General features: G+C 67.2%; 23 protein-coding genes and 9 pseudogenes. 16 read left to right on the top strand and 16 right to left on the bottom strand.

What is annotated here, in order from left to right; genetic code table 11:
• A pseudogene (locus AB0D14_RS40795) lies at positions 1-490 on the bottom strand (transposase); the annotation flags it as partial.
• A gap of 219 nt (positions 491-709) precedes the next feature.
• On the opposite strand from AB0D14_RS40795, the gene AB0D14_RS40800 reads away from it, so the two are divergent.
• Positions 710-1,069 carry a hypothetical protein gene (locus tag AB0D14_RS40800; protein WP_362789311.1) on the top strand — a complete coding sequence of 120 codons (360 nt, stop codon included), beginning with the start codon at positions 710-712 and terminating at the stop codon, positions 1,067-1,069.
• 540 nt (positions 1,070-1,609) lie between these two features.
• Here AB0D14_RS40800 and AB0D14_RS40805 read toward each other — a convergent pair.
• On the bottom strand, positions 1,610-2,323 hold the full coding sequence (locus tag AB0D14_RS40805; protein WP_362789314.1) for a TetR family transcriptional regulator: 714 nt from the start codon (positions 2,321-2,323) through the stop codon (positions 1,610-1,612).
• A 93-nt stretch (positions 2,324-2,416) separates the two neighbouring features.
• On the opposite strand from AB0D14_RS40805, the gene AB0D14_RS40810 reads away from it, so the two are divergent.
• From AB0D14_RS40810 to AB0D14_RS40825, 4 genes and pseudogenes are all read left to right on the top strand, one after another.
• The gene (locus AB0D14_RS40810) at positions 2,417-3,367 is read left to right on the top strand and encodes a zinc-binding dehydrogenase (RefSeq protein WP_362789317.1); all 951 of its coding nucleotides are present in this window, start codon (positions 2,417-2,419) and stop codon (positions 3,365-3,367) included.
• Between the two features lie 19 nt (positions 3,368-3,386).
• Positions 3,387-3,701, top strand: a pseudogene (locus AB0D14_RS40815) (transposase); the annotation flags it as partial.
• A 202-nt stretch (positions 3,702-3,903) separates the two neighbouring features.
• On the top strand, positions 3,904-4,158 hold the full coding sequence (locus AB0D14_RS40820; RefSeq protein WP_362789320.1) for a hypothetical protein: 255 nt from the start codon (positions 3,904-3,906) through the stop codon (positions 4,156-4,158).
• Positions 4,155-4,529, top strand: a complete 375-nt coding sequence (locus AB0D14_RS40825) for a PIN domain-containing protein (RefSeq protein WP_362789323.1) — start codon at positions 4,155-4,157, stop codon at positions 4,527-4,529. Before AB0D14_RS40820 ends, AB0D14_RS40825 begins: the two co-directional genes overlap by 4 nt.
• Before the next feature lie 103 nt (positions 4,530-4,632).
• Here the strand turns inward: AB0D14_RS40825 and AB0D14_RS40830 are convergent, their stop codons facing one another.
• The 4 genes and pseudogenes from AB0D14_RS40830 to AB0D14_RS40845 all read right to left on the bottom strand — a co-directional run.
• Complete coding sequence (locus tag AB0D14_RS40830) at positions 4,633-5,115, bottom strand: hypothetical protein (protein WP_362789326.1); 483 nt, start codon at positions 5,113-5,115, stop codon at positions 4,633-4,635.
• Positions 5,112-6,365, bottom strand: coding sequence for an IS256 family transposase (locus AB0D14_RS40835; RefSeq protein ID WP_362789329.1), 1,254 nt, complete (start codon positions 6,363-6,365; stop codon positions 5,112-5,114). Before AB0D14_RS40835 ends, AB0D14_RS40830 begins: the two co-directional genes overlap by 4 nt.
• A 129-nt stretch (positions 6,366-6,494) precedes the next feature.
• Positions 6,495-7,560: pseudogene (locus AB0D14_RS40840) on the bottom strand (IS110 family transposase); the annotation flags it as partial.
• Between the two features lie 23 nt (positions 7,561-7,583).
• Positions 7,584-7,900, bottom strand: a pseudogene (locus tag AB0D14_RS40845) (transposase); the annotation flags it as partial.
• Positions 7,901-7,943: 43 nt separating this feature from the next.
• On the opposite strand from AB0D14_RS40845, the gene AB0D14_RS40850 reads away from it, so the two are divergent.
• The 3 genes from AB0D14_RS40850 to AB0D14_RS40860 all read left to right on the top strand — a co-directional run bounded on the left by AB0D14_RS40850 (position 7,944) and on the right by AB0D14_RS40860 (position 9,535).
• Positions 7,944-8,381, top strand: a complete 438-nt coding sequence (locus AB0D14_RS40850; protein WP_362789332.1) for a transposase — start codon at positions 7,944-7,946, stop codon at positions 8,379-8,381.
• 285 nt (positions 8,382-8,666) lie between these two features.
• Complete coding sequence (locus AB0D14_RS40855) at positions 8,667-9,251, top strand: hypothetical protein (RefSeq protein WP_362789335.1); 585 nt, start codon at positions 8,667-8,669, stop codon at positions 9,249-9,251.
• Between the two features lie 128 nt (positions 9,252-9,379).
• Positions 9,380-9,535: a hypothetical protein gene (locus tag AB0D14_RS40860; protein ID WP_362789338.1), complete on the top strand. Its 156-nt coding sequence runs from the start codon at positions 9,380-9,382 to the stop codon at positions 9,533-9,535.
• 124 nt (positions 9,536-9,659) lie between these two features.
• Here AB0D14_RS40860 and AB0D14_RS40865 read toward each other — a convergent pair whose 3' ends face one another.
• Positions 9,660-9,848, bottom strand: a complete 189-nt coding sequence (locus tag AB0D14_RS40865) for a helix-turn-helix transcriptional regulator (protein ID WP_362789341.1) — start codon at positions 9,846-9,848, stop codon at positions 9,660-9,662.
• The gene (locus tag AB0D14_RS40870) at positions 9,845-11,293 is read right to left on the bottom strand and encodes an ISKra4 family transposase (protein ID WP_362789385.1); all 1,449 of its coding nucleotides are present in this window, start codon (positions 11,291-11,293) and stop codon (positions 9,845-9,847) included. Before AB0D14_RS40870 ends, AB0D14_RS40865 begins: the two co-directional genes overlap by 4 nt.
• A gap of 471 nt (positions 11,294-11,764) precedes the next feature.
• Here AB0D14_RS40870 and AB0D14_RS40875 point away from each other — a divergent pair, with 471 nt between their 5' ends.
• Entirely contained in the window at positions 11,765-12,118 is a 354-nt protein-coding gene (locus AB0D14_RS40875) for a hypothetical protein (protein ID WP_362789403.1), read from the top strand.
• A 449-nt stretch (positions 12,119-12,567) separates the two neighbouring features.
• Here AB0D14_RS40875 and AB0D14_RS40880 read toward each other — a convergent pair.
• Positions 12,568-12,786 (bottom strand): annotated as a pseudogene (locus AB0D14_RS40880) (transposase); the annotation flags it as partial.
• Positions 12,787-12,862: 76 nt separating this feature from the next.
• Here AB0D14_RS40880 and AB0D14_RS40885 point away from each other — a divergent pair.
• Entirely contained in the window at positions 12,863-13,219 is a 357-nt protein-coding gene (locus tag AB0D14_RS40885) for a hypothetical protein (RefSeq protein WP_362789344.1), read from the top strand.
• A gap of 196 nt (positions 13,220-13,415) precedes the next feature.
• Here AB0D14_RS40885 and AB0D14_RS40890 read toward each other — a convergent pair.
• Together AB0D14_RS40890 and AB0D14_RS40895 are read right to left on the bottom strand one after the other, a co-directional pair.
• A pseudogene (locus tag AB0D14_RS40890) lies at positions 13,416-13,546 on the bottom strand (IS5/IS1182 family transposase); the annotation flags it as partial.
• Positions 13,547-13,576: 30 nt separating this feature from the next.
• Positions 13,577-13,747, bottom strand: a complete 171-nt coding sequence (locus AB0D14_RS40895; RefSeq protein WP_362789347.1) for a hypothetical protein — start codon at positions 13,745-13,747, stop codon at positions 13,577-13,579.
• Positions 13,748-13,794: 47 nt separating this feature from the next.
• On the opposite strand from AB0D14_RS40895, the gene AB0D14_RS40900 reads away from it, so the two are divergent.
• Both AB0D14_RS40900 and AB0D14_RS40905 read left to right on the top strand, forming a co-directional pair.
• Positions 13,795-14,238, top strand: coding sequence for a flavodoxin family protein (locus AB0D14_RS40900; protein WP_362789349.1), 444 nt, complete (start codon positions 13,795-13,797; stop codon positions 14,236-14,238).
• An 82-nt stretch (positions 14,239-14,320) separates the two neighbouring features.
• Positions 14,321-15,289: a transposase family protein gene (locus AB0D14_RS40905; protein WP_362789388.1), complete on the top strand. Its 969-nt coding sequence runs from the start codon at positions 14,321-14,323 to the stop codon at positions 15,287-15,289.
• A gap of 615 nt (positions 15,290-15,904) precedes the next feature.
• Here AB0D14_RS40905 and AB0D14_RS40910 read toward each other — a convergent pair.
• The 3 genes from AB0D14_RS40910 to AB0D14_RS40920 form a co-directional block, all read right to left on the bottom strand.
• Positions 15,905-16,309, bottom strand: a complete 405-nt coding sequence (locus tag AB0D14_RS40910; protein ID WP_362789352.1) for a nuclear transport factor 2 family protein — start codon at positions 16,307-16,309, stop codon at positions 15,905-15,907.
• 37 nt (positions 16,310-16,346) lie between these two features.
• A complete protein-coding gene (locus AB0D14_RS40915; RefSeq protein WP_362789355.1) occupies positions 16,347-17,192 on the bottom strand; it encodes a DUF1684 domain-containing protein in 846 nt (281 codons plus the stop codon).
• 809 nt (positions 17,193-18,001) lie between these two features.
• Positions 18,002-18,358 carry a hypothetical protein gene (locus AB0D14_RS40920; protein WP_362789358.1) on the bottom strand — a complete coding sequence of 119 codons (357 nt, stop codon included), beginning with the start codon at positions 18,356-18,358 and terminating at the stop codon, positions 18,002-18,004.
• Between the two features lie 269 nt (positions 18,359-18,627).
• Here AB0D14_RS40920 and AB0D14_RS40925 point away from each other — a divergent pair.
• From AB0D14_RS40925 to AB0D14_RS40940, 4 genes and pseudogenes are all read left to right on the top strand, one after another.
• A pseudogene (locus AB0D14_RS40925) lies at positions 18,628-19,882 on the top strand (IS256 family transposase).
• Positions 19,883-19,911: 29 nt separating this feature from the next.
• Entirely contained in the window at positions 19,912-20,712 is an 801-nt protein-coding gene (locus tag AB0D14_RS40930; RefSeq protein WP_362789391.1) for an alpha/beta hydrolase, read from the top strand.
• Between the two features lie 77 nt (positions 20,713-20,789).
• A pseudogene (locus AB0D14_RS40935) lies at positions 20,790-21,017 on the top strand (IS110 family transposase); the annotation flags it as partial.
• A 25-nt stretch (positions 21,018-21,042) separates the two neighbouring features.
• The gene (locus AB0D14_RS40940) at positions 21,043-21,330 is read left to right on the top strand and encodes a DDE-type integrase/transposase/recombinase (RefSeq protein WP_362789394.1); all 288 of its coding nucleotides are present in this window, start codon (positions 21,043-21,045) and stop codon (positions 21,328-21,330) included.
• A 274-nt stretch (positions 21,331-21,604) separates the two neighbouring features.
• Here AB0D14_RS40940 and AB0D14_RS40945 read toward each other — a convergent pair whose 3' ends face one another.
• Both AB0D14_RS40945 and AB0D14_RS40950 read right to left on the bottom strand, forming a co-directional pair.
• Positions 21,605-22,108, bottom strand: a complete 504-nt coding sequence (locus AB0D14_RS40945) for a hypothetical protein (protein ID WP_362789406.1) — start codon at positions 22,106-22,108, stop codon at positions 21,605-21,607.
• Between the two features lie 109 nt (positions 22,109-22,217).
• Positions 22,218-22,562, bottom strand: a pseudogene (locus AB0D14_RS40950) (transposase); the annotation flags it as partial.
• Positions 22,563-22,668: the final 106 nt, after the last annotated feature.

Here is a 22,668-nt window from a genome sequence, read left to right on the forward strand (position 1 = left end):
AGCTGGACGGCGGTGACCGCGGTCGCATCGTCCTCGGGTCCGAGCCGGACCACGTCCAAAATCCCGGTCCACGAGGTGGCGCCGGGCTCCAGGACAGCGACGAAGGAGTACGGCCAGCCCGGGATGAACTGGTCCGAGGCGCGGCCGTTGCGGCCGTGGACGTGGCAGAACAGACGCTCCGCCGAACATGGTGCATCCGATCGGAGCCACGGTGACACGTCGACGGCCAGGATCAGCCGGCCGTCCGGGAACCGCGGCAGTGACAGCCCCGCCAGCAACACGCGCACCCGGTCAATGTCGATGCGGCCGCGGTTGAGGCCGCCGTACAACCCGCCGTGCCCACGCCGGTGTTCGGGCAGCAGTGTCAGGTCGACAGGCGATTTCACCGGACCGTCCGCGCACAGCACCGCGTCCCGCAGAACAACGTAGGGAAGCGTGACGCTTGCGCGAACGCCTCACGTCGGACCCCTTCAGCCAGCACACTCACCATCACGGCCTTCGTCTCGGTCACGTGCATTCCTTGGTCGGAACACACGATCAGGCGAAGGCCGCCCCCACGTCCCGCGAACTCCCAGGTGAGCGACACAGTTCGGGACGCTGTTCGAGGCCGGAAGAAAAAGAACCAGCTGATCCTGCGCAGAGCTTCCCCACTGATCGCGGGGAGGAACGACCGGAACATCTGGCCGTCTTTGCGGAGCAGGTACGGAAGGTGAACCCCAGGAACGTGAACTCGGTGTGCTTGTACGAGGCACCCCGACGTCAGAGACTGCACACGCCACCTATATGCGCGGACGGCAAGAAATCCTTCATCATCACTGTGGACCTCGACCCGGTAGCCGACGTGTCAGATCCGGGCGAGGGCGATGATGCCGTCTCGGTGGTCTTCGGCACCTCCGTCGAGTCCGGCGGGGCGAAGACCTACAATCCCGGTCCCATCGGAGGCAAACTGCTCTGCGTGCAGTACGCGGTCGCCGACACCACCAGCTCACGCTGTGTCTGGGGCAACAGTACGGGCCTCGTCACCGCCCAGCCTGTTGTCGTCTCCAGCCCGGGACCCATTCCAGGATAAACGGTAACGGAAGTGCGCTACTTCCTCGCCGAGCTGCACGTGCACGCAGTGAAGTAGTCTCCCTTCCTCAACTTCCTATCTGGGTCTTTGAGTAGGTCCAGGCCGGTATGGCGGCCAAGGCCAACGGGGCCGTGCGGGGGCCGGTGTTGTTCGGGCTGCGGTGCCCTGGTGAGTCCTGGAGCCGCACCCACGGTGGCGTGCTCATACTGCTCGGGTGAGTCGCTCCAGGCAGACCTCGACACGGTGAGTTGCCCCAAGCGGGCATCTCCCTACAGGTTCTGACCCTCTGCTCGACGAGGTACAGCCTTCGTACGGTGACTTCCCGCGCACAGCGGACGCACCGAAGATCATTGTGGGACGGCGGGGTTCAGGCCTGATCCGCTGCTCCTCCCGTGGTGGTGGGCCCTGGCACCTTCGACACGCTTGCGAATTTCGCCCCGCGCAGCATGACGGCGGCCTTCAAGTCTCGCCTTGCCAGCAACGTCGGCGACATTGGCCCTCAGAACCGCCAGGTCGATCTCGGCATGGGCGCTGTCTCAGTCATCGCACCCAGTCACTCAGCACTCCGTTACTCGGCGCATACCCGGTCGGTACGCCGGCGTTCAGTACGCCAGTGCAGGTCGTGGCGTGTGATGCCGCGTCGAGCGCCTCCCGCAGCCTGGAGCGCAGCTCGGAGAGGGTCTTTGGTCCGGTCTGCTTCGCCCACTGCTCCTCCGCGCGGTGGAACGCGGCGACGAGGAGGTCCTGGGCCAAGCGCGCACGCAGGTCGTCCGGACCGGTCAGACCGAACCTCGCGCAGAGTGTCCGCCAGCTCCCGTCGCTGACGCGGTCGCAGAAGCCGAGGTTGTGCGCGGTGATGGAGGGGGCCGTCTCGGCGAGCTGCCAGGCTACGGCATGCCGTTCCGCCCAGCGGGGTGACGCCCTCTTCTCCAGTGCGACGAGCAGTGCTTCCTGCAGCGTCTCGAAAACGGTGCCGCGCGCGGGCGTGAGGGATTCGACCTCGCTCTGAAAAGCGAGCCACAGCTCGTGGCAGGAGGCCAGGACCACGTCTTCCTTGCTGGCAAAGTACCGGAAGAACGTCCTCTTGGAGACCTCGGCCTGGGCACAGACCTCGTCCAGCGTTGTCTCCGCGAACCCGCACTCCTGGAAAAGTCGCAGAGCGGTGTCGACGAGGGCGTCTCGAGTCCGCTGCCGTTTGCGTTCCCGGAGTGAGTCGAGGGCTCTGGGTGTTGTCTTCGAGGAAGTCGTGGACATGCCGTCATCCTAGCAAGCCGATTGTCACTGATAGGCTTTTGCCACTCGGTGCCATTTTTGCGCCGAGCGAAGTGTCTATGAGGAGGCATCGCCATGAAGGCTGTCATCGTGTCGGCGTTTGGGGCCTCGGACGTACTGCACGTCGTTAATCGGGCTGAGCCCCGGCCGGGACCGGGGCAGGCCGTCATCCAGGTGGAGGCCGCGGGGGCCGGCTACGTCGACGTCATGGCTCGCAAGGGCGACTATCTGCCGCTCTCTGAGCCCGGTTTTATCCCTGGCGTGGAGGCGGCGGGCATTGTCGCCGCCGTCGGCGAGGGCGTGGACGAGCACTGGGTGGGACGACGGGTCTTCGCGGTGACCGGCGGCGGAGCGTACGCCGAGTCGGTCGTCGCCGACGAGGACAGCCTCGTGTGCCTGCCGGAGGGCGTCAGCGTCGCGGACGCGGTCGCGCTCGGTGTGAACGCTCTGGTCGCGAGCCTCGGCCTGATGAGGGCGGGTCTCACGAAGAGCGAGCGGGTGCTGGTCAGGGGCGCCGGTGGAGGGATCGGACTCATGGCGGTGCAACTGGCCGCCCTGTATGGGGGCGAAGTGACTGCGGTCACTTCCTCGCCGGAGCGGGGTGAGCGACTGCGAGGCCTCGGAGCCACGGACATCCAGGACCGTACGAGCGGCCGGTCTGACAGCACCGACTCCTACGACGTCATCGTCGACCCGGTCGCCGGGCCGGAACTCGGCCGCCACATCGGGATGCTGCGGCCCAACGGCCGTTACATACTGGCAGGAGCCGCAGGAGGCGCACCGGCATCGGACACCTTCGACAGCGTGCTCACCAGTTACCACAACTCGCCGACGGTCTTCGCCTTCAGCCTCAGTTCCATCGACGTCGGCACCCGCGGGGCGGAGACGGCGGAGCTGTTCGGCCGGGCGGCCCGGGGCGACCTGCAGGCGGTGGTCGACGAACAGATCCCCCTCGCCGAGGCCCACCGCGCACACGAGCGCCTCGAATCGACGCCCGTATTCGGGAAGATCACGCTCACTCCCTGAGCCGGGGTTGCTGAGGCCGGATCGCTGGACCTGGCTCCTGGCCGTGGCGCACACCCAGCTCCGCCTCGCCCGGCCACTGGCCGCCGACCTCCGTCGGCCCTGGGAGAAGCCGGCCGAGCCCGAACGCCTCACCCCCGCCCGGGTCCGCCGGGGGTTCAGGAACATCCGAGCCCACCTGCTCTGCCCGGCCCGTGTTCCCCAACCTCGTGGTACCGGTGCCGGACGGCCACCCGGCACCAAGAACCGCCGTCCCGCACCCCGCTACGACGTGGGCAAGACCGTCAAACGCCCTGAGACCCTCAAGGCCATCGGCAGACCCGGTAGATCCTGGTAGATAAAAAACAAGCTCACCACCGAAGCGACAGGGGGAGAGGTATTGCGTGAGGCCGGTTGGAGCTATCAGCTGACCGACGACCTGGACGGTCGAGGAAGGCGTATCGCAGTGGCGTATATGGACTGATAGATCATCCGAGCTGGCAGCGCTGTCGGCTCGATGGGGGTGCCCCGGCGGTTCTACCGGCGGTAGAATCCTCGCCATGAGCAAGCCGACGAGCATCAAGACCAGCGAGGACGTGCGCAACCGGCTGCGTATCCTCGCCGACGAGCGCGGCACCACCATCACCGAGCTGCTGGAAGAGCTCGCCACCCGCGAGCTCACGGAAGCCGAGCGGGAGCAGCGTGCTGTCGAGGCAGCCCGCGAGCTCGGCATTACGTACACTGAGCAGGTTCAGCAGGTCGGCCAGGACGCCTGGGCGAAGATCCGCGCCCATCAGGGCGGCGCCGCCGCATGAACCTGACGGCCGTCCTGGACCACACAGCTCTGGCCGCTCTGTACCGCGCGGACTCCTTCTTCACCGGCCTCTACATCGAGGCCTCGCGAGGCACCGGTCGTGTCATCATCCCGTCCCTCTCCGTGCTCGCTGCCGAGCGGCAGGTTGCGGGCGCCGGCAAGCACGCGGCATCTCTGCGGTTCGCAGAGAACGTTCCGTTCACCGCAGCTCATGCCGTGGACGCGATGGACTGGAAAAACGTGGACTGGCCGGTGGCCCACGCTGCTGCGATCGCCTGGCACGCGGTGAAGGCGGGAGAGCCGCTCACGGTCCTGTCGCTGGAACCCAAGCTGTACGCGGGTACCGGCATCACCCCGCTGAACCCCACTTGATCCGCGACGCCTCGGACGAAGGGGGGCCGTTTCCCGCGGGAAACGGCCCCCCTTCTTTGGTCATCGCTCGGTGAGGAGGAATAGTCAAGACCTGTGGATCAGGTCAGTCGCGGTGGTGTTGCTGATGCAGTCGGCGGCTGGCGTCAGCGCGGACGCGTCGGGTTCTTCCGGTCTCGGCGAGCAGGGTGAGGACGGCGGGTGAGGGCAGGGTCTCGACGGCCTTGCGCTGGAACCAGTCGGATCCGGTGGTGACTTCCTCCGAGCCCCACGGCTCGCCCACGGTGATTGACCGCAGCAGGGTCCATTCGCGCAGACGGCGGGCGAGGAACTCCCGCTCCGCGCTGATCTCGGCCATGGCGCGGGCCCAGCCGGTGAACCCGTCGTCGGTCAGCAGTAGCGCTGCTCGACGGTTGAGGTGGCGGACGATGGCCGACTGCGCCATCGTCGTGTCCGGGTCGCGCAGGATTCTGGTCACCAGATCGGCTTCGTCTTCGTCACGGACGACGGCCAGTTCGTGCAGGTAGCGGGCGAATCGCTGGTGCTCGGCCTCGGCGAAACGGTCACCGGCGCTGTTCAGGCCATTCACGCGGCGGCCTCCTCGGGGCGCTCGACCAGGTGGCCGCGTTCAAAACGGGCGCCGGCCCGCACCAGCGCCACGAGATGGGGTGCGTTGACCGCGCGCCAGCGGGCCTGAGCGGATTCGATCAGCTTGAAGACCATGGCGAGGGCGGCTCCCCGGCTGCCGGCGCCCTTGGTGACCTTCGTCCGCAACCGGACCGTGGCGAAGGTCGACTCGATCGGATTTGTGGTGCGCAGATGGATCCAGTGCTCGGCGGGGAAGTCGAAGAACGCCAGCAGTTCGTCCTCGTCGTCCGTGATCCGCTTGACGGCCTTGGGGTATTTCGCCTGGTAGGCGTGCTCGAAATCACGGACGGCCCTGGGCGCGTGCTCCTTGTCCTCGGCGTTGCAGATCTCCTGGATCGCGCGCTTGGCCGCGGGCTGGGCCGACTTCGGCAGGGCGTCCAAAACGTTGGCTGTTTTGTGAACCCAGCACCTTTGATGGCGGGTTTCGGGGAACACCTCGTTCAGTGTGTTCCAGAAGCCGGGTGCGCCGTCGCCGACGGCCAGGACCGGGGCCCGCATGCCCCGGCGAGCGCAGTCCCGCAGCAGCCCGGCCCATGCCTCGGACGACTCGCGGTATCCGTCCGTCATCGCGATCAGTTCCTTCGTGCCGTCGGCCCGCACGCCCATCAGCACCAGGACCGCGGCCTTCGCCTCCTCCAGGCGGATGCGCAGATGGATGCCGTCGGCCCAGACGTACACGTAGTCGGTGGCGGACAGGTCGCGGTCCATGAACGCCCTGTGGGCGGCCTGCCACTGGACGGTCAGCCGCGTCACGGTGGCGGGCGAGAGGCCACCCGAGGAGCCGAGGAACTGTTCGAGTGCGGGCACGAAGTCGCCGGAGGACAGGCCGTGCAGGTAGAGCAGCGGCAGCACCTCGCTGATCTTCGGTGACTTCCGTGCCCAGGGCGGCAGGATCGCCGAGGAGAACCGCTTGCGTTCGCCCGTGGCCTCGTCGATGCGCTTGTCGTTCACGCGCGGGGCCTTGACCTCCATGACTCCGGCTGAAGTGGTGACCTTCCGCGGCTGGTGATGGCCGTTGCGCACGACCAGGCGGCAACCGCTCTCGTCCCGCTCACTGGCCAACTCGGCTATGTAGGCGTTGACTTCCGCTTCCAGGGCGGCGGCCAGCATCCGCCGGGCGCCCTCGCGGACGATCTCGTCGATGAGGGAGCCGTTCGGCGTGGTGCCGTCGTTGTTGACTACGCTGAGCACGGGCATGCCTTCCCGACCGGTGCTGCGAACGCTGGCCTACTCGGTGACCTTCAATCGATCACTCGGGAAGGTACGCCCTTCGCGTGCTCCCCGAGCCCCGATCCACAGACATCCGAACTTCGTAGGACGTCAAGCCGCGAGGCGTACGAAGTCCGTGGGCGGGGCGGGGAACGCCTTGCCGGGATCGAACTTCTGCCCGGTCTGCAGACAGTGGTAGAGGCATCCCAGAAAGCGGTTGAAGACGTTGCGCATGGCGGCCGGCGTGCTTGTCGCCCAGGCCCCGCCGTCGGTCGTACTCGGCTTTGATGAGCGGCGAGGGGAGCGCGCCGAAGATCCATACGTAGCCCGCGGCGGCCAGCCGCTGGTTCTTCACTCGGCGGTGGCGCACGACATGGCTCTTGCCACTGGCGACGGTGACCGGTGCCGAGCCGGCGTATGCCTTCAAGCCACGGGCGTTGGCGAACCTGGAACGGTCGTCACCGATCTCGGCCAGGATGCGTGCGCCGGTGAGCGGACCGATCCCTGGGAAGCTGTTGAGTATCTCGGCATCCGGATGATCCGCGAACGCCTCGGCCGCCGCGGCGGCGAGATCGTCGGCCGCCCGGCATGCGGCGTCCAACTGGGTGACGAGAGCGAGGGTTTGACACCCCATGGCCTGCTCGACGCGTGGCGACCGGTGCAGGTAGTCGTCGGTGAACACGGCACGCAGCCGTTCCACCCAGACCTCGATGTTCCGCTGCCTTCCGGATCTGCGCAGGGCAGATCGCAGCTGGGCGCGGGTAAGGCGAGCGGCGGTGGTCGGATCCGGCCCGATGGCGAGAACCGCGCGGGCCTCCCGGGAGTCCAGACCTATGCCGCGGACTTGGAAGGCCGCGAGGGCGGCCGGATAGTACTGCTTGAGGTGTGACCGCAGCTGGTTGACGAGCTGGGCGCGGTTCCATACCGCGTCCTGCTGGGCGCGGGCCAGGACAGCGATCGCCTGGACGAGCTCGGTATCGGCTGGCAACGGCCGGTGCATCTCGGCGTCGGTGCGCAGAATGTTGGCCAGTGCCATCGCGTCGGCGTGGTCGGACTTCGCCCGGGCGCTGCGGTGCCGCTCGCGGTAACGCGCCACCGCCATCGGGTTGATCGAGTACACCTTCCGGCCGGTCACCCGCAGACACGCGAATATCAGGTCACGCGCGGTCTCCACAGCCGCTTGGCACCGAAGGCGCCTCAGTGATCGTCGACAAACTGGAAGCGGCTGCTCACCAGCTGGTCTCGCCCGCGAAATACTTCGCGGCCCTCCGCAGGATCTCCCGCTCGAGCTCGAGTTCCTTCACCCGCGCCCGCAGCTGCCGGTTCTCTTTCTCGACCGCGCTCGCCTCGGCGGCGCCGGGCCGGGCGGCCTGCTCGGCATCCCGGACCCAGACGCGCAGCGTCTCGTGGTTGACGCCCAGGTCCTTGGCCACCGACGAGTAGCTGCCACCGGACGTGGCCCGGTACAACGCGACGGCATCGGCCCGGAACTCAGGGCTGTACTTCGACGTCCCCAACGGGAACTCCTGTTCCTCGGATCTTCACGATCCAATGATCAGGGTGTCCACGATCAAGGGTCAGGCCCCCACAGTCCGGTTCGACGCCCGCCAGTGCGGCCGCTGCCCCGAGCACGCCAAGTGCACCCCAGGCCCGTTTCGTAGCCTGTACTTCCCAACCCGCCGCCTACACGAACTCCAGGTCAAGAACCGGGCTGACCAGCAGGATCGGGACTGGCGCCGACTCTACCGGCGGCGCTCGGGGGCCGAGGGCACCATCGAGGAGTTCGCGGACGGCCACCATGGACGCCGGTGCCGCTACCGCGTCCTGGCCAAGCCCCACGTCCAGCACGTTTTGACCGCACTCGCGATCAACGTCGAGCGGCTGAGCCTTCAGGAACCCGCCGACAGCTCCGACCGACCCCGCCCTCCCACGGCATTCCAACTGAACCTCGACGTAGGCGAGATGCCCCGGACCCTGTGGTGGCGCCAAGGAAAATGACCCCGGATCTCAAGATTCCCGACTCTCAATGGCCTGGCGCCACACACGGGGCACTTGAGTAACGACTACTCAAGCCATGCCACGGCGACACAGGCACTCTCATTTCATGCAGACACCAGCCATGCGGTCGTCAACACCAGGGCTGATCATCGTGCTGCTGCGCGGGAAACGAGCGCGACTCAGCGTGCACTCACATGCACTCGAGAGCCGGGTGCATTGTCGGCAACGATATGGAATGGAGGAGCATTGGCAACCTCAAGGCGCAGAGGGTTACAGGCCATGTTGATGGCAGCGGCAGTGGGCGCGACGATGGCACTGTCGGCCGGGCAGGCCCAGGCCGCGACCGGTGTGATTGTGAACTCGGCGATAATCGACATCACCGCCGCGGCGGGAAAGACGAACCACATCACCATCTCCGGGTCCGGCAGCGAAGTCACCATCGCCGACACCGGCGACACCGTGACGGCGGGATCCGGCTGCACCCAGGTCACCAGCGGAGTGGTCAGGTGCCCGGCTGGCACACGTCAGGTCTTTGTCAGTGCCAAGGACGGCAACGACACCGTGACCCTGTCGGCCAACCTGAGGGCGGGCTTCAACGGCGGCGACGGCAACGACACCCTTGCGGCGACCGCGGCGGTCACCGAACGCGTTGTCCTGGGCGGCGACGCTGGTGACGACACTCTCCGTGGCGGTTCCGGGGGTGACTTCCTGATCGGCGCCAGCGGCAGGGACACCGGTGAGGGCAACGCTGGCAACGACACCCTGGGCTTCAACGACGAGGTGGGCGCCAACGACTCCGCCAATGGTGGCCCCGGCACAGACAACTGCGTAGTGGACGTGGGCGACACACGAGTCAGCTGCGAGCCCTGATTCCTCTCGGTGCTCGGCCATCGGCAGGAGCGGACCCTTTCGGTCCTCTCCCGCTCTGGCTATGCAGTTGAGTAAGGGGGGAGAGTGATTGCCAATACCTGTGGGTCGGGCGAGGTTGTTCAGGCTGTGTGAGCCTCGGGGCGTTCGACGAGGTGCCGCGTTCGAAGCGGGCTCCGGCGCGGACGAGGGCCACGAGGTGGGGCGCGCTGACCGCCCTCCAGCGCACCTGGGCGGACTCGACCGCTGCTGCGCGGCTTCAGCCCGGCTTCGACCAGGGCGACTGATGGTGGTGGTCAGCTGTCGGAGAGGGCAGAGGTTCGCAGGTCCGCGCGGGCATCGCCACGCAGCGGCTCGCAGGAGTTCACCGGAGCCCACACCGTGTCAGTGACAGCATCAGCCGCGATGGGATCAGCCGGATTTGTGGAGGATGATGGCCAGTTCGCGGCGCGTACTGACACCGAGTTTGGCGTAGGCGTGCTGGAGATGTTTGTCGACCGTGCGTACGGACAGGTGCAATACCTCGGCAATCTCCTTGCTGCGCAGGTTGGCGGCAACGAGGGGTGTGGCTCGTTCTCTGGGAACGTAGCGGGTTGTCACGCGGCGAGTTGGTAGGGGCTGGGGGCGGGGTAGAGGCGTTCGTGCTCGCGGCCGCGGTGGTAGATCCAGAAGGTGTCGAAGTCGCCGTTGTCGATCAACGTGCGGAATTTCAGGATGGCTTCGGCACCGGCAAGTCCCCAGCGGGCTCCTGTAATTGCTAAACGATCACCGATGATGTGCCTGCATGCTCCCTCGATCGCTCCGGTCGCGATCGGCCAGCCGCGCTTGAGTGCCAGGTCGTAGTGGAGCTGGTCGAGGTGGCCGGTGAGGTAGCGGACGCAGTCGGTGGCGCCCTTGCGGCTGGAGCGGGCCAGACCGGATCGGGTGGCCTGTGCCTCGATCTCGGCGGCGGCCCGGGCGGCCTGGCTGTGCAGGATCGTCGTCAGGTGTGAGCCGACCCAGGCTTGTGCCTCGGGGCTGCCGGGCCGGTAGAAACAGTGCGCCGCCGCCCATGCGTATTCCATGACGTGCACGAAATCGAGCAGGACGTGCAGCTCGATACCCCGTCGTTCCGCCTCAGTGCGGATCAGGTCGAGTTGATGGGCGGCGGCGTCGACCAGGCAGAGCCAGTCACGGACGTGGCCAGGATCGCGGGCTTTGGCCTGGTCGAACGCGGCCGCGATCACGGCCGCGGGTCCGTCGGTGACCGAGCCGGTCAGCCACTTGGCCCGCGCCCTCGGACCGGGGCGCCTGGTCCGCTCACCACTGCGCCCTTGCGGCGGGGCGATCACGTCCTGCGGCCGCCTGGGCGCCGGCTCGGCATCGAAGACACAGGCCAAAGTCGCCATCCGCTTCCGGTTCGCCTTCTCACCCGGCGCGATCCGGCACCGTGCCGTCCGGTTCTTGGCCAGGGCTTTACGGGTGGCCTCGCGCAGGGATCCGGGGCGCATGACGATGCCCTTCGCGTCCGCCTGCAGCACCAGGACGCTCTCGGCCGTCGCCGGGGCAGGGATCTTCTGGTCGTAGAAGGCATCGATGTCGCGGGACGCTTCCACGACGAGCTGTTCGGCCTGCCGCTTGCCCACCACCTTCCCGCACCCACGGTCCAGGGCGGCTTTCGCCTGGTCGTAGGAGCCGCGCACCGCCTCCAGCACCACCCTGTGCGTCAGGTGCGCCGACTGCCGGCCCGCCGGCAGGGACAGGACCGCATCCGCGGGCCGCACCCCGGCCGGCCCTTTCGCCCGCCAGGTGCACCGCTCGACGGTGACGGTGCCGAACAAGCAGGCCAGCAGCCTGCGATGCCCTGTCTCCCGATACGGGCGCAGCCGCCCGTCCGCCCCGCGCACCATCACGTTCCGCTCCTCTTCCCGCTCGGCACGGGCCCGGACATCGAGGTGTCCCTGACGGAGTAGACGCAGCAGTTCGCGTCCTCGTGACTCCAAGAACGCCTCGACCTCATCGTGGGTCATCTCGCGGGTGGCGTCTCCCGCCATCGCACAGTGCATGCACTCGAAGGCCCTGACTGCGGCGGCGAACACGTCGCCGGCATCGCAGGTGTCGTACCGTTCCACGGTGCTCTTCTTTCTGTTGTTCGGTCAGGCCAGTCACCTCTGACGGTAGAAAGAAGAGCCTTTATTGTTCAGTGCGTTGTGGCAAAGGGAGTCCCTGTTCGATGAGCAGGGGCTTCTTCGTGTGCGGGGCATGGTCGCGGAGGGGTAGGGGCAGGCAGCGGACGGCTTGTTGTGGATCGAGGAGGGTGCGATGCCGTCGGTGCTGGGGTTGATGGAACGGCGTGAGGCGCGGGCGAGGCAGGATCTGGAGTCCTGGACGAAGGTCCTGGAGCAGGCTCAGGCGGAGGTGGATGCCGCGCGGGAGCGAGTGGAGCGGGCCCGGGTGGGGCGTGAGGAGTTGGTGTCGGTGCTGGCCGAGGAGAGCCCGGTGAGAGTTCGCCGGTTGCCGTGCCGTCCGGTGGTGAGGTGGCTGCCGCCGTGGGATCGAGCGGCTCCGGCGCGGTGCATGGCGAGCAGCCGCCGGTGTGGCGGTCGGGCATGGGTGAGGAGGTGCTCAGCGGCCTCTATCGGGAGGTGTTCGCCGCTGCGGTGGCCGCTTCGGGGCCGGTGAACGGGGTGGAGTTGACGCGAGCAGTGGGCCGGGAAGCGGAGATCAAGAACGAGGTGGAGAAGATCCGGCACCGTGCCTATGTGCTGGAGAAGCGGGGCTGGCTGCTGCGGGAGAAGAACGGACGGTTCATGCCCGGGCCCGGGGCCGTCGGCCGGGGCGCTTCTCCGGCCAGCGCGGAGCGTCTGCGGCCAGGCGCCGGGACAGTCTGATCGTGGCGGCCCACCACACCATCTGGGCGTGGTGGTTGGGGCGGCGTTCGTGGTCGCGGTTGAGGCGGCGTGAGCGGGAGAGCCAGCTCGTTGGGTCGGCCGCGAGGCGAGGTGTCTGCCGTGGCAGGTCCTTTTCCTCGCGGCCTCCCGCCGAACCGGACTTGATGGTTTCCCCGATCATCCGGCTCTCCAGTGATCACGGCGTGAATGATCTGGCCGTTTGTGCCTCGTGGATGCGGTCGTGGCAGGTATCGCAGGCCACGACCGTTCTGCGGAATGTGACGCTTGCGCCCGTCGCGTGACTTGCCGCCGTCGTATCCGCGACTGTCCTCGCCGACGGTCTCGGAGGCGCCCACCGACTGACTGTCGATGATCCCGGCACTGGGCTCGGCATTGCGGCCCGTGCGCTCCCTCACCGAACGGCGCAGGCGTTCGTAGAGCTCACGCACATAGTCGTCAGCCCGCCAGCGGCGGAAGAAGTCGTAGACCGCCCGCCAGTACGGGAAGTCGACCGGGACGGCCATCCACTTCACGCCGTTGTCGACGAGGTAGCGCACAGCGTCGAGCATCTCGCGGTGGCAGTGCGCCTCCGGGCGCCCACCTCGTTTGAGCAGCCAGGCCGGTACCGGCATAGCGGAGCGGACCTCGGCCCATTCCGCTTCCGTCATGTCACTCGGATAGCACCGCGCCCGCCGCCCCGGAGCGATTGAACCGAACCTGTGCACGTAGCAGTCACACTCCGGAGTGGCCGTGATGGACGCGGGCGCAGCGAATGGTCAACTGTCCGGACAACGGGTCTCCTTGACCGTGACGGGCTTCAACAACCACGTCACTACCGGGAGGCCCGTTTCTTCATGCCCGCGACCCCACCGGCACCTCTGTCCGAATGATCACCCGCTGCCGCTCGAACAAGATCCGGTTTGTCACAACGCACTCAACCAGTCCAACGCCGAGTTGGAAGCACTACTCGGTGCCAAGACCGCCGAGGCCGACTGCCTCACAGGCCGGGTGACCGAGCTCGAAGACGAGCTCACCGCCGCCCGCACCAGCCTCCGTCAGATGATCAAAAACCAGAGCAAAGGAGCCGCACCGTCCACATGACTTTCCGGCAGCCGGCACCTGGCAAGATCGCCGGTCGACCGGCGTGGCCCGACCCTGCTGTTGGTCCCACGTACGCCCGTACGGAGTGGTGAGCCTCGACATGGACGCCCGGCTGAACCTCACCGCGCGTGCAGTGCCCGGCCTGCGCGTATCGGCGGACGGTGCCACAGTCGGCGAAACCGCTGACAGCGGGAGCGCGCCTGCTCATGAGGGTGATGAGCGACCAGTTCAGGTGAGCCTCGCTGTGCTGGGGAAGACGTCGTAGTCCCGCGCGTTGCGGCGCGCGTTCATGATCCATCCCAGGGTGCGCTCAACGCGCCAGCGGCGCGTTCTGTGGAATCTGTTTTGTCAAGTAGTTCAGTTTTTGCCCTGGTTGACGGCAACGATCGGCAGAAGCGTCGCCGTCGCCGGGACGCCGATCTCGCGGGGTGTCGCTCCGGTCGGCGTGGGAACGTCGACCAACCGTTCCAGCAGCTGGTTGAGTGCGGCCTGGCCGTCGTCCGTCCCGTTGACAAACCCGACGATCACCGTGTACTCGGAGGTGGCAGGCGGGACAGCAGCGGAGGGAGCACACGATGGGTAAGGCTTTGATCATCTGCGCGTCGGAGTCGCACGGCAATACGCGCAGGGTCGCCGAGTTGATGGGGGAGGTGTTGGGGGCCCCGGTGGTGGAGCCGGAAGAGGTCGACAGTACGGAGGGTTACGACCTCATCGGCTTCGGCTCGGGGATCTTCTTGCAGAAGTTCCACCCGCGTCTGCGCGAGTTCGTCTCCTCGCTCCCGCGGCAGCAGGGGCGGGCGTTCGTGTTCGCAACGAGCGGTCTTCCCGCGCCTCGTTTCGGCCCGATGGTGCGACTGTTGGAGGGTAAGGGCTTCGAGGTGGAAGACACGTTCTCTTGCCGTGGCTTCGACACCTGGGCGCCGTTCAAGCTGGTCGGTGGGATCCGCAAGGGGCGGCCGGACAACAGAGATCTCGCGGCGGCGCGGTCGTTCGCAAAGGGGTTGAAGCATGCCGCCTAGGGAGCGTGGGTCGGTCGGTCCGTTACACGACGAGGGCCGCGCGGGTTCTTGAGATGTGAAGATCAAGCAGGCCCGCGCGGCCATGGCCCATCCTGCCCTCTGCGGCCTCGCCCGCCAACATCTCAGCGAGTTGATCGAAGAACTCGCGCCACGCTGGGAAGCACGCTGTGAGTCCGGACGGCACGAGCGGCGCTGGGGCCATCGCAGGCGGCAGGCCGGGGCTGGTCCGAAGTACGAACTCGTCTGCACCGACCGGGTGCCGGCCACGCTCGTGCATCTGCGGACCGGCCTGACGTACCAGGCGCTAGTAAGGGTGATCTACGAGGTGAGCTCCTCCACAATCGGGCGGGCAATCGCCGAGATCCGCCCGCTGCTCGCCGATCGCGGGTTCGCCGTCCCCGACCGGCCCGGGGTGCGCCTGCGTACTCTGGCCGACGTGTTCGCCTACGCCGAAGCGGAGGACGTCACGTTGTGGATCGACGGGATGGAGACCCAGGTCCGCCGCCCGCAAGCGGGCAGGCCGGGCCGGCGGGCCTTCGTCTCCGGCAAGCGCAGGCAGAACACCATCAAGACGACCACGATCAGCGACCATCAGGGCCGCACTCTGTGGTCTGGGGCCGAGCGGCCCGGCCGCATGCACGACCAGACCGCCATGCGCACCGAGGGCATCGCCGAGCAGTTCCACCAGCACCCCGGCGTGAAAGCCGAGGTCGACGACGGATACCGGGGCCTGGCGAACGAGTTTCCCCGCCAGGTCTCGGCCCCGCCGAAGAAACCGAAGAGCGTTACGGACCCGGCCGACGGGCCACTCACCGAGTATTACGGCTGGCACGAGCACAAACGCCGCCAGTCCTCCCGCCGGATCTGCGTCGAGCACGCCAACGCCGAAGTACGCCAGTGGCGCCCGTTCCAGCGATACACCGGCCGCCACGAGACCTATGGCGAAACCCACCGGGCCATCGCCGCCCTCGTCTCCGACCGCGCCGCCCAGCGGCCCACCCTGCACAAGCCGGGCACCGGCCTCGTGCCCGTCCGCGTGACCGCCTGCTGAATCACCCAGCAGCCAACCCCCCAGCCCAGCACATCCCGTGATCAATCGCGGGACAGCCCGTAATACGTGACTCCTGGCACCTCGGTCCGTGCGCCGGGTGCGGTGCTCCCATCGACCGTTACGGCCCCTGCGGCCGTCACGCATGCACCGCGTGCCGGGACAAGCTCAGAGCCGCCATTGCTGGCACGGATCTGGAAGTGCAGCCGGTCAGCGGCTGTAGGTACTCAGCTTCGGTGTCCGGTGACGACGCTGGGACCTGGGGTTCTTCACTTTGTCTCAGACCATGTCATGCGGCTTCCGTATCAAGAACGTGTCATTTCCTCAGCTCGGCGTTCTCAGAGTTCGAGGATCACGAGAACTTCGTCGGCACGGAAGCGTGCGGCGAGCTGGTGAAGGCGACGTCGGCCGCAGGGACGCGGCGACGCCCTGCGCGCCGCGCACTGATCCGAAGTCCGGGCGGAGCCGTACGTTTCGGTACACCCGCTGCATCGCCAGGATCAGGCTCACGCCGGTGTCGACGAAGGCGGTGGACGTCAGCGGGTGCTCTACCAGTCCTTCCGGCCACGGCTGCGTCCAGGGCCCTGCCTGCCGACCATTTGACAGAAGCGGCCGCGATCAGCGCTGGTCGGGTGAGCCGGACGACGGCGTGGACTCGTTGAGCGGTACGACGTTGAAGTATTCCTCGATGCGGTTGATGAGTCCGCCGTCGAACCGGAAGTACATCGCCGCGTGTACGTCACTGCGTGACCCGTCGGTCATGGTCAGGTGGAGGACTTGCTGCTGGAGCACTTCGCCGTCGTCCTGGAACTGCCGCACGATGTCGTACCGGAGTGTGTCGACGTCTGCGGCCAGCTGCTTCAGCAGTTCCATGTTCTCGTCGATCGGCTGGTCGCCACTTCCGTCGTTGTGCCACACGGTGGCGGTGTCGGTACACAAAGATCGCATCGCGGCGTAGTCCCGCACTTCCCACTGCCGGAGGTAGTGCACCGCTGCTGCGCGGAGGTCCTGGTCGGGTGTCATTGTTTTTCCTTTCGGGGTGTGCCGGTTACGGCGGATGTCAGACGGCGGGGCCGGTCGCGGTGCCGACGGCCACTTCTTCTTCGAGGACGGGGGCGCGTTCCCCCGCTTCGATGCGTAGGAGGAGGTGGTTCTCCCGCGGCGGCAGGGGGCAGGGGAAGGCTGCCGAGAACATGTGGTGGGGAACGACGGCCCGGTTGAAGTCGATACGGGCCCTACCCGTGGCGTCCTTGGGCTGCGGAAGGATCAGCCACCGGCCCATGCCGGGCGTGTCCGTGCCGCTGGTGCCGTCGGTGAACGTGATCAGCAGGGTGTCGTCGCCCACACCGAACGCCCGGAGCGTGTGCCGCTCGCCTCGCAGATCAAAGACAAAGTCACCAGGGGCCGGGAAAGTGTCCCGCATACTCGGGCTGGTCAGCCGGGTCACCTCCAGGAGGCGCCCGGCATCCGCCGGACGGTACTCCGCCTCCACGGCCCAGGCCGGGTCCCACGGCCACGCCTTGATCCCGCGCAGGCCGACGAGGGTGGGCGCGGCCGGATCCCACACGACCAGGACATGAGCTCCCCGCAGTTCTTCGATGGTGCCGCGCCGCCCGCCGGGGAAGGACAGGCGGCTGGTGCTGGTCAGTTCCACCACGCCGTCCACACCCTGGCCATCGACGGACACGCCCTCCGCGCGGGCCGCGGTCAGCGTCAGGCTCCCCGAGTAACCGGTGGACATCCAGCGCCCCGGAACCTCGGGGACTTCCTGCCCCGATTCCGTGATCAGCCGATAGGCGATACGGCCCGCCTTCCCGTCCGGGCCCGCCATCTCCTCCCATCGGCTCTGGCGCCACTTGTCGTACTCGGTCAGCGCGCCGTCGCTACCGAAGCAATCGCTGGACACTGTGTTCTCCTCTCTGGGCGGCGGTCACCCGTGACCGCCGTCAGGACTCACCGCCGGCCGGGAACCTCGACCGGTTCGACGGCCGGTCGATGGTCGCCGCAAGGCCGCATGCCGTCATGCGGCGCGTCTCCGCGCACGCCAGACCATCGCGGTCCGACCGGTCGTGTCGATGGTTTGGATGGTGCGCTCACCCCGAGAACACAAGCAAAGCTATTTGCTATTACGGCAAAATGCGGGAAGGGCGCCAGACTGATGATCGCTCTCTGACATCACCCTGGAGAGCACGATCTACCGAACCAATGAGCCTCAAACCACGTGAACCTGCCCTGGACGGCTGGTCAGCCACTCCCGCGCAGCAGAGAACCTCAGGCGGAACATCTCGTCCCACCAGGGGACGGCTGCGACGTACTCGGCTGGAAGGGTGCCTCGTGTCGTCCTTCCGGCCGTTCCGGACGCGCACGTGCACACCGTCTGCTGCTCGCCGCCGTCCGACTGGGCCGGATCTGTGGACTCGGCAAGTTCTCTTGCTTATCGGCCAGGGCAAGTGAACACGCCTTCTCCACGAACGCTACGGTCACATCCGCGCGAGGCTTGAGGTGCCGCATCCGAGCGAGTGACGGCAGTGACCTGCTGTCCCGTCGATTTGAGCTTGTCTGTGAATCTTGTGTTGAGCTGCGGCGTTGCCAGGCCGGGTGAGAACTCCCGGCCCGGGATTCTCGGTGCATCTGGCTTCTGCGGAATCCCGCGTGGGCTGCGAGCCGACCGCCCAGAACAGAGACGGAGCCAGCCCTTAATGAAGAGCTCCGGCTTCAGGAGTGCAGCGACCGTTGAGCGGTGGCCAGGGTTACCTCGATGTCGTCGCTCCAGGAGCAGACCTCCAGCCACGAGAGGTAGCCGCCCTGTGCGAAGACCAGGACCTCGCCGGGGCACTCTCCGTCATCCGTGAAGATCTGAGTCTCGGCCGCCACCACGGTGCCCGGCCCGGATGGCGCCGGCTCCACCGCTTCTGTATCGAGATCGAAGTACGCGGTGCCGCACCCACATGTGCAGCGTCCTCGCACGCGGATGTGCGGCACCTGCCGGCGAAGTGCGACGTGGACCGGATCATCCTCGCCGAGAACAGCCTCCAGCACGAGGGCCACATCAGCGGGCAGTGTCTCCGTCACGTCGTCACCGTATCCCCTGCCCAGATACGTCCATGTACGACCCCCGTTGCTGATAATGCCGGGCCCGATGATGGTCGACGCGACGAACCGTCAGCGGTCAACGCAGTGAGAATCTGGCAGCTCGGATGAGACCGAGTGCCCGAGTGGAGCAATGCTCAAGACCTGTGGATCGAGCTCGGGGAGCACGCGAAATGCGTACCTTCCCGAGTGATCGATTGATGGTCATCGAGTGGGCCGGTGGTCGCAGCACCGGTCGGGAAGGCACGCCCGTGCTCAGCATAGTCAACGACGACGGCTCCACGCCGAACGGCTCCCTCATCGACGAGATCGTCCGTGAAGGGGCGAGGCGCATGCTCGCCGCCGCTCTGGAGGCCGAAGCCAACGCTTATATAGCCGAGTTGACCGATGAGCGGGACACGACGGGCAGGCGTCTGGTGGTGCGCAATGGCTACCACCAGCCCCGGAAGGTCACCACCGCTGCCGGAACAGTCGAGGTCAAAGCTCCGCGTGTGAACGACAAGCGCGTGGACGAGGCCACGGGCGAGCGCAAGCGGTTCTCCTCGGCGATCCTGCCGCCCTGGTGCCGAAAGTCCCCAAAGATCAGCGAGGTGCTGCCCCTGCTCTACCTGCATGGCCTGTCCTCGGGCGACTTCGTGCCCGCGCTGGAGCAGTTCCTGGGTAGCTCGGCCGGGCTCTCGCCTGCGACGGTCACACGGCTGACGGCGCAGTGGCAGGCCGATCACGCCGCCTTCATGGACCGCGACCTCGCGGAGGTCGACTACGTGTACGTGTGGGCCGACGGCATTCACCTCAACGTCCGCCTGGAGGAGGCCAAAGCCTGCGTCCTCATGCTCATCGGGGTCCGCTCGGACGGCTCGAAGGAGCTGGTCGCGCTCAAGGACGGCTACCGTGAGTCCGCCGAGTCGTGGGCGGATCTGATGCGCGACTGCGCCCGCCACGGCATGCGGGCCGCCCGCCCTCGCGGTCGGCGACGGCGCCTTGGGCTCCTGGAAGGACCTCGCGGAGGTGTTCCCCGACACCCGTGAGCAAAGGTCCTGGGTTCACAAAACCGCAAACGTCCTCGACACGATGCCGAAGTCCGCACAGCCGGGGGCGAAGAAGGCGATCCAGGACATCTACCACGCCGAGGACCCCGACCACGCCGAGGCGGCGATCAAGATGTTCGCCCAGCTCTACGGCGCGAAGTTCCCCAAGGCGGTCAAGAAGGTCACCACCGGTCAAGAGGAGCTGCTGGAGTTCTTCGACTTCCCGGCCGAGCACTGGATCCATCTGCGGACCACGAATCCGATCAAGTCGACCTTCGCCACCGTCCGGCTGCGGACCAAGGTCACCCGCGGCGCCGGCTCCCGCACCGCCGCCCTGGCCATGGTCTTCAAACTCGTCGAGTCCGCCCAGCAACGGTGGCGGGCCGTGAACGCACCCCACCTCGTGGCCCTCGTCCGGGCAGGCGCCCACTTCGAACGCGGTCAGCTCGTCGAACGCCCCGAGACAGGTGCGGCATGATCAAGACCACCGATTTCCTGGGAGCCAACGTGGAATGGTCTGAACACGTGCTGGAACGAGACAGCGTCCGGCTTGCCTGCCGGGACTGGGGCGGGCCTGGACAGCCCATCGTGTTGTTGCACGGCCTGGCCGGTCACGCGGGTGAATGGGACATGCTGGCACGGAGGCTGAGCTCCAGATACCGGGTCGTCGCGGTCGACCAGCGCGGACACGGCGCCAGCGAGCGCCACCCGCCGGACGTCTCCCGCGCCGCCTACGTCGCGGACGTCATCGCCGTTGCCGATCAGCTGGCACTGCAGCGGCCCGTCCTGGTCGGCCAGTCGCTGGGCGGACACACAGCCATGCTCACCGCCGCCGCACACCCCGGACTCGTCCGCGCGCTCGTGCTCGTCGAGGCCGGATCCGGCGGTCCAAACCCGAACGGCCCCGTGGACATCGGCAGTTGGCTCGACTCGTGGCCGACACCGTTTCCCTCACCCGAAGCGGCAGCCGCATTCCTCGGCGGCGGACCGGTCGGCGAAGGCTGGGCAGCCGGACTGGAAGAACGCGACGGCGGCTGGTGGCCTCGCTTCGACCGAGACGTGATGGTCCGCTCGCTGGCGGAGAACGCTCAGCGTTCCTTCCGCCACGAATGGACACAGGTCGCATGCCCCACACTGGTCGTCCTGGCCCAATCCAGCTTCATCCCGGCACAGGAAGCCGACGAAATGCTCAGGCAGCGGCCCGCCACCATGGCCATGAGCATCCCCGGCACCGGCCACGACCTGCACCTGGAACAGCCTGGGATCCTGCACACCGCACTCTCGGGCTTCCTTGAGGGCCTCGCCTGAAACTCCTACGCGTTCACAACGACACCAAAGTCAGACCCCGCACATGGCCATCGATCCACAGATCTTGACAATTACTCGACCGGCTCAACCACGCCGGCTACCTCTGGCCCTTCGCCTCCATCACGGCTTCACTCGGCGCCAAAACCCACTACCGCAGGCACCGCGACGACCACGGAGACTGGCACGCCGCCGCACAGCGCAACCTCTTCAACCGCATGCTCGGCCAGCTCTACCACTGCCTCCAACACCACACCCTGTTCGATGAACACACCGCCTATCCAACCGAACCTGCCGCCACAGCTTGACGAGATATGCGCCTGAGGTGTCTACATCCCCACCGCCGAGGGCTGGCTCTACCTCGCCTCCTGGCTGGCCCTGGCCACACGCGAGGTCATCGGGTACCCGATGGCCGACCACCACCGCGCCAAACTCGTCGTCGACGCCCTGGACATGGCCGCACGGCTAGGCCGCCTGGGACCAGGCTGCGTGATCCACAGCGACCGCGGATCCGAGAACACCTCCAGCCAACTCCGCACCAGACTCGACGAGTTGGGGCACCGGCAAAGCATGGGCCGGACCGGGAACTGCTTCGACAACGCCGCCGCGGAGAGTTTCTGAGCGGTCCTGAAAGAAGAGATCGGCACCCGCTTCCGGCCCGACCGGGCCACCGCCCGCGCCGACATCTTCAACTTCGTCAAGACCTTCTACAACCGACGTCGCCTGCGCAAGCACATCCACTGGGGCTACCTCACACCCCACGAGACGCGCCTGCGCTACCAACGAGACCAGGCCCTCACGGCCTAACAACTACGTGCCCAAGATCACGGGGAAACTTCAACATCCCAATTCCCCTTCCCTTCGGTCCGCGGCATGGCCACCACTCGTTGCGCGGTTACGCGCCCGCTGGCGAAGGTCGGGAGGTTCCGATCTTCCGGACGATGTCGTCGCCGAAGAGCTTCGTCTCCTCCAGGGTGTGGGCGCGGATGGCGACACCGAGCAGGGACAGGGCGCCGAGGACTCGCAGCAGGGGGCTCATGGTCAGCTCGACCGAACAGCGGAACTCCGAGGACTCCGCGTTCCGGACGTTCACCGACATCGTCCAGCGGACCTGGATGGTCGCCGGGACGAGGTGGAACAGGTAAACCCGGCTGCGCCTCGACAGCATCTCCACGCGCGACGGCTTCGCCGACACCTCCAGGTAGTGCTGGACGATCAGGTGCCCGCCGATGGCCTCGACGTTGACCGTGCCGCGAACGCCGTCCTGGACGAACGTCCCCGCGGCGCGATGCCCCCGCGCGCAGGCCTGGTACTCGGCGTCGGACAGCGTGAAGAGCCAGTCCTCCAGGTCCACCCGGCCCGCGGGGACGTCCAGCGTGGCGTATCCGGTGTGCTTCATGTCTTGTCCGCCTTTTCTCGTCGAGTGGGCATGCCTGCAGCGCGACGCCATGTCGAATTCGACGGACGTCGTGCAGTTTCGGATGATCGCGACACGGCGGGACAGTCCCGACCAACTGCGGCTCGAACGACCCGGCCCGGTCCCGCGGCACCACGGTCCCGACCGGCCCCGACTCGGTGATCACCGTCTTGGACCGGTGCCCGTTGCGGTAGTTCTCCCGGCCGCCCGCGGCCCGCTCGCCGGGCTCGTGCCCCAGATGATCAGTGAGCTCGCCCTCCAGGGCGGACTCCAGCACCCGCTTGGTCAGCTGCTGCAACAGGCCGCCCTCCCCGGTGAGCTTCACCCCACCGGGGAGGGCGCGGGCCACCAGCTCGGCAACCAGCCCGTCATCCACAGTGCTCGTCGCACCCACAGCGGCCTCCCCGGCCACGTTGTCACTTGTCACGCCAGTCATCAACTGCCGCTTCCAGCTCGGGAGTTACACCGATGACCGTACAGACCCTCCCAGAACTGCACGATCGGGACCGCGGCCTGAGCGGTGATCAGTTCGGCGTTCGCCG

It is taken from the genome of Streptomyces sp. NPDC048484 (assembly GCF_040651415.1).
Classification (GTDB): domain Bacteria; phylum Actinomycetota; class Actinomycetes; order Streptomycetales; family Streptomycetaceae; genus Streptomyces.

Bases quoted from the DNA above. Each gene is read 5' to 3' on its own strand.
- AB0D14_RS40945 (WP_362789406.1), bottom strand. From the start codon at position 22,108: ATGAAGCACACCGGATACGCCACGCTGGACGTCCCCGCGGGCCGGGTG.
- AB0D14_RS40900 (WP_362789349.1), top strand. From the start codon at position 13,795: ATGGGTAAGGCTTTGATCATCTGCGCGTCGGAGTCGCACGGCAATACG.
- AB0D14_RS40855 (WP_362789335.1), top strand. From the start codon at position 8,667: ATGGCAGCGGCAGTGGGCGCGACGATGGCACTGTCGGCCGGGCAGGCC.
- AB0D14_RS40870 (WP_362789385.1), bottom strand. From the start codon at position 11,293: ATGCACTGTGCGATGGCGGGAGACGCCACCCGCGAGATGACCCACGAT.
- AB0D14_RS40820 (WP_362789320.1), top strand. From the start codon at position 3,904: ATGAGCAAGCCGACGAGCATCAAGACCAGCGAGGACGTGCGCAACCGG.
- AB0D14_RS40905 (WP_362789388.1), top strand. From the start codon at position 14,321: ATGGCCCATCCTGCCCTCTGCGGCCTCGCCCGCCAACATCTCAGCGAG.
- AB0D14_RS40810 (WP_362789317.1), top strand. From the start codon at position 2,417: ATGAAGGCTGTCATCGTGTCGGCGTTTGGGGCCTCGGACGTACTGCAC.
- AB0D14_RS40805 (WP_362789314.1), bottom strand. From the start codon at position 2,323: ATGTCCACGACTTCCTCGAAGACAACACCCAGAGCCCTCGACTCACTC.
- AB0D14_RS40825 (WP_362789323.1), top strand. From the start codon at position 4,155: ATGAACCTGACGGCCGTCCTGGACCACACAGCTCTGGCCGCTCTGTAC.
- AB0D14_RS40910 (WP_362789352.1), bottom strand. From the start codon at position 16,309: ATGACACCCGACCAGGACCTCCGCGCAGCAGCGGTGCACTACCTCCGG.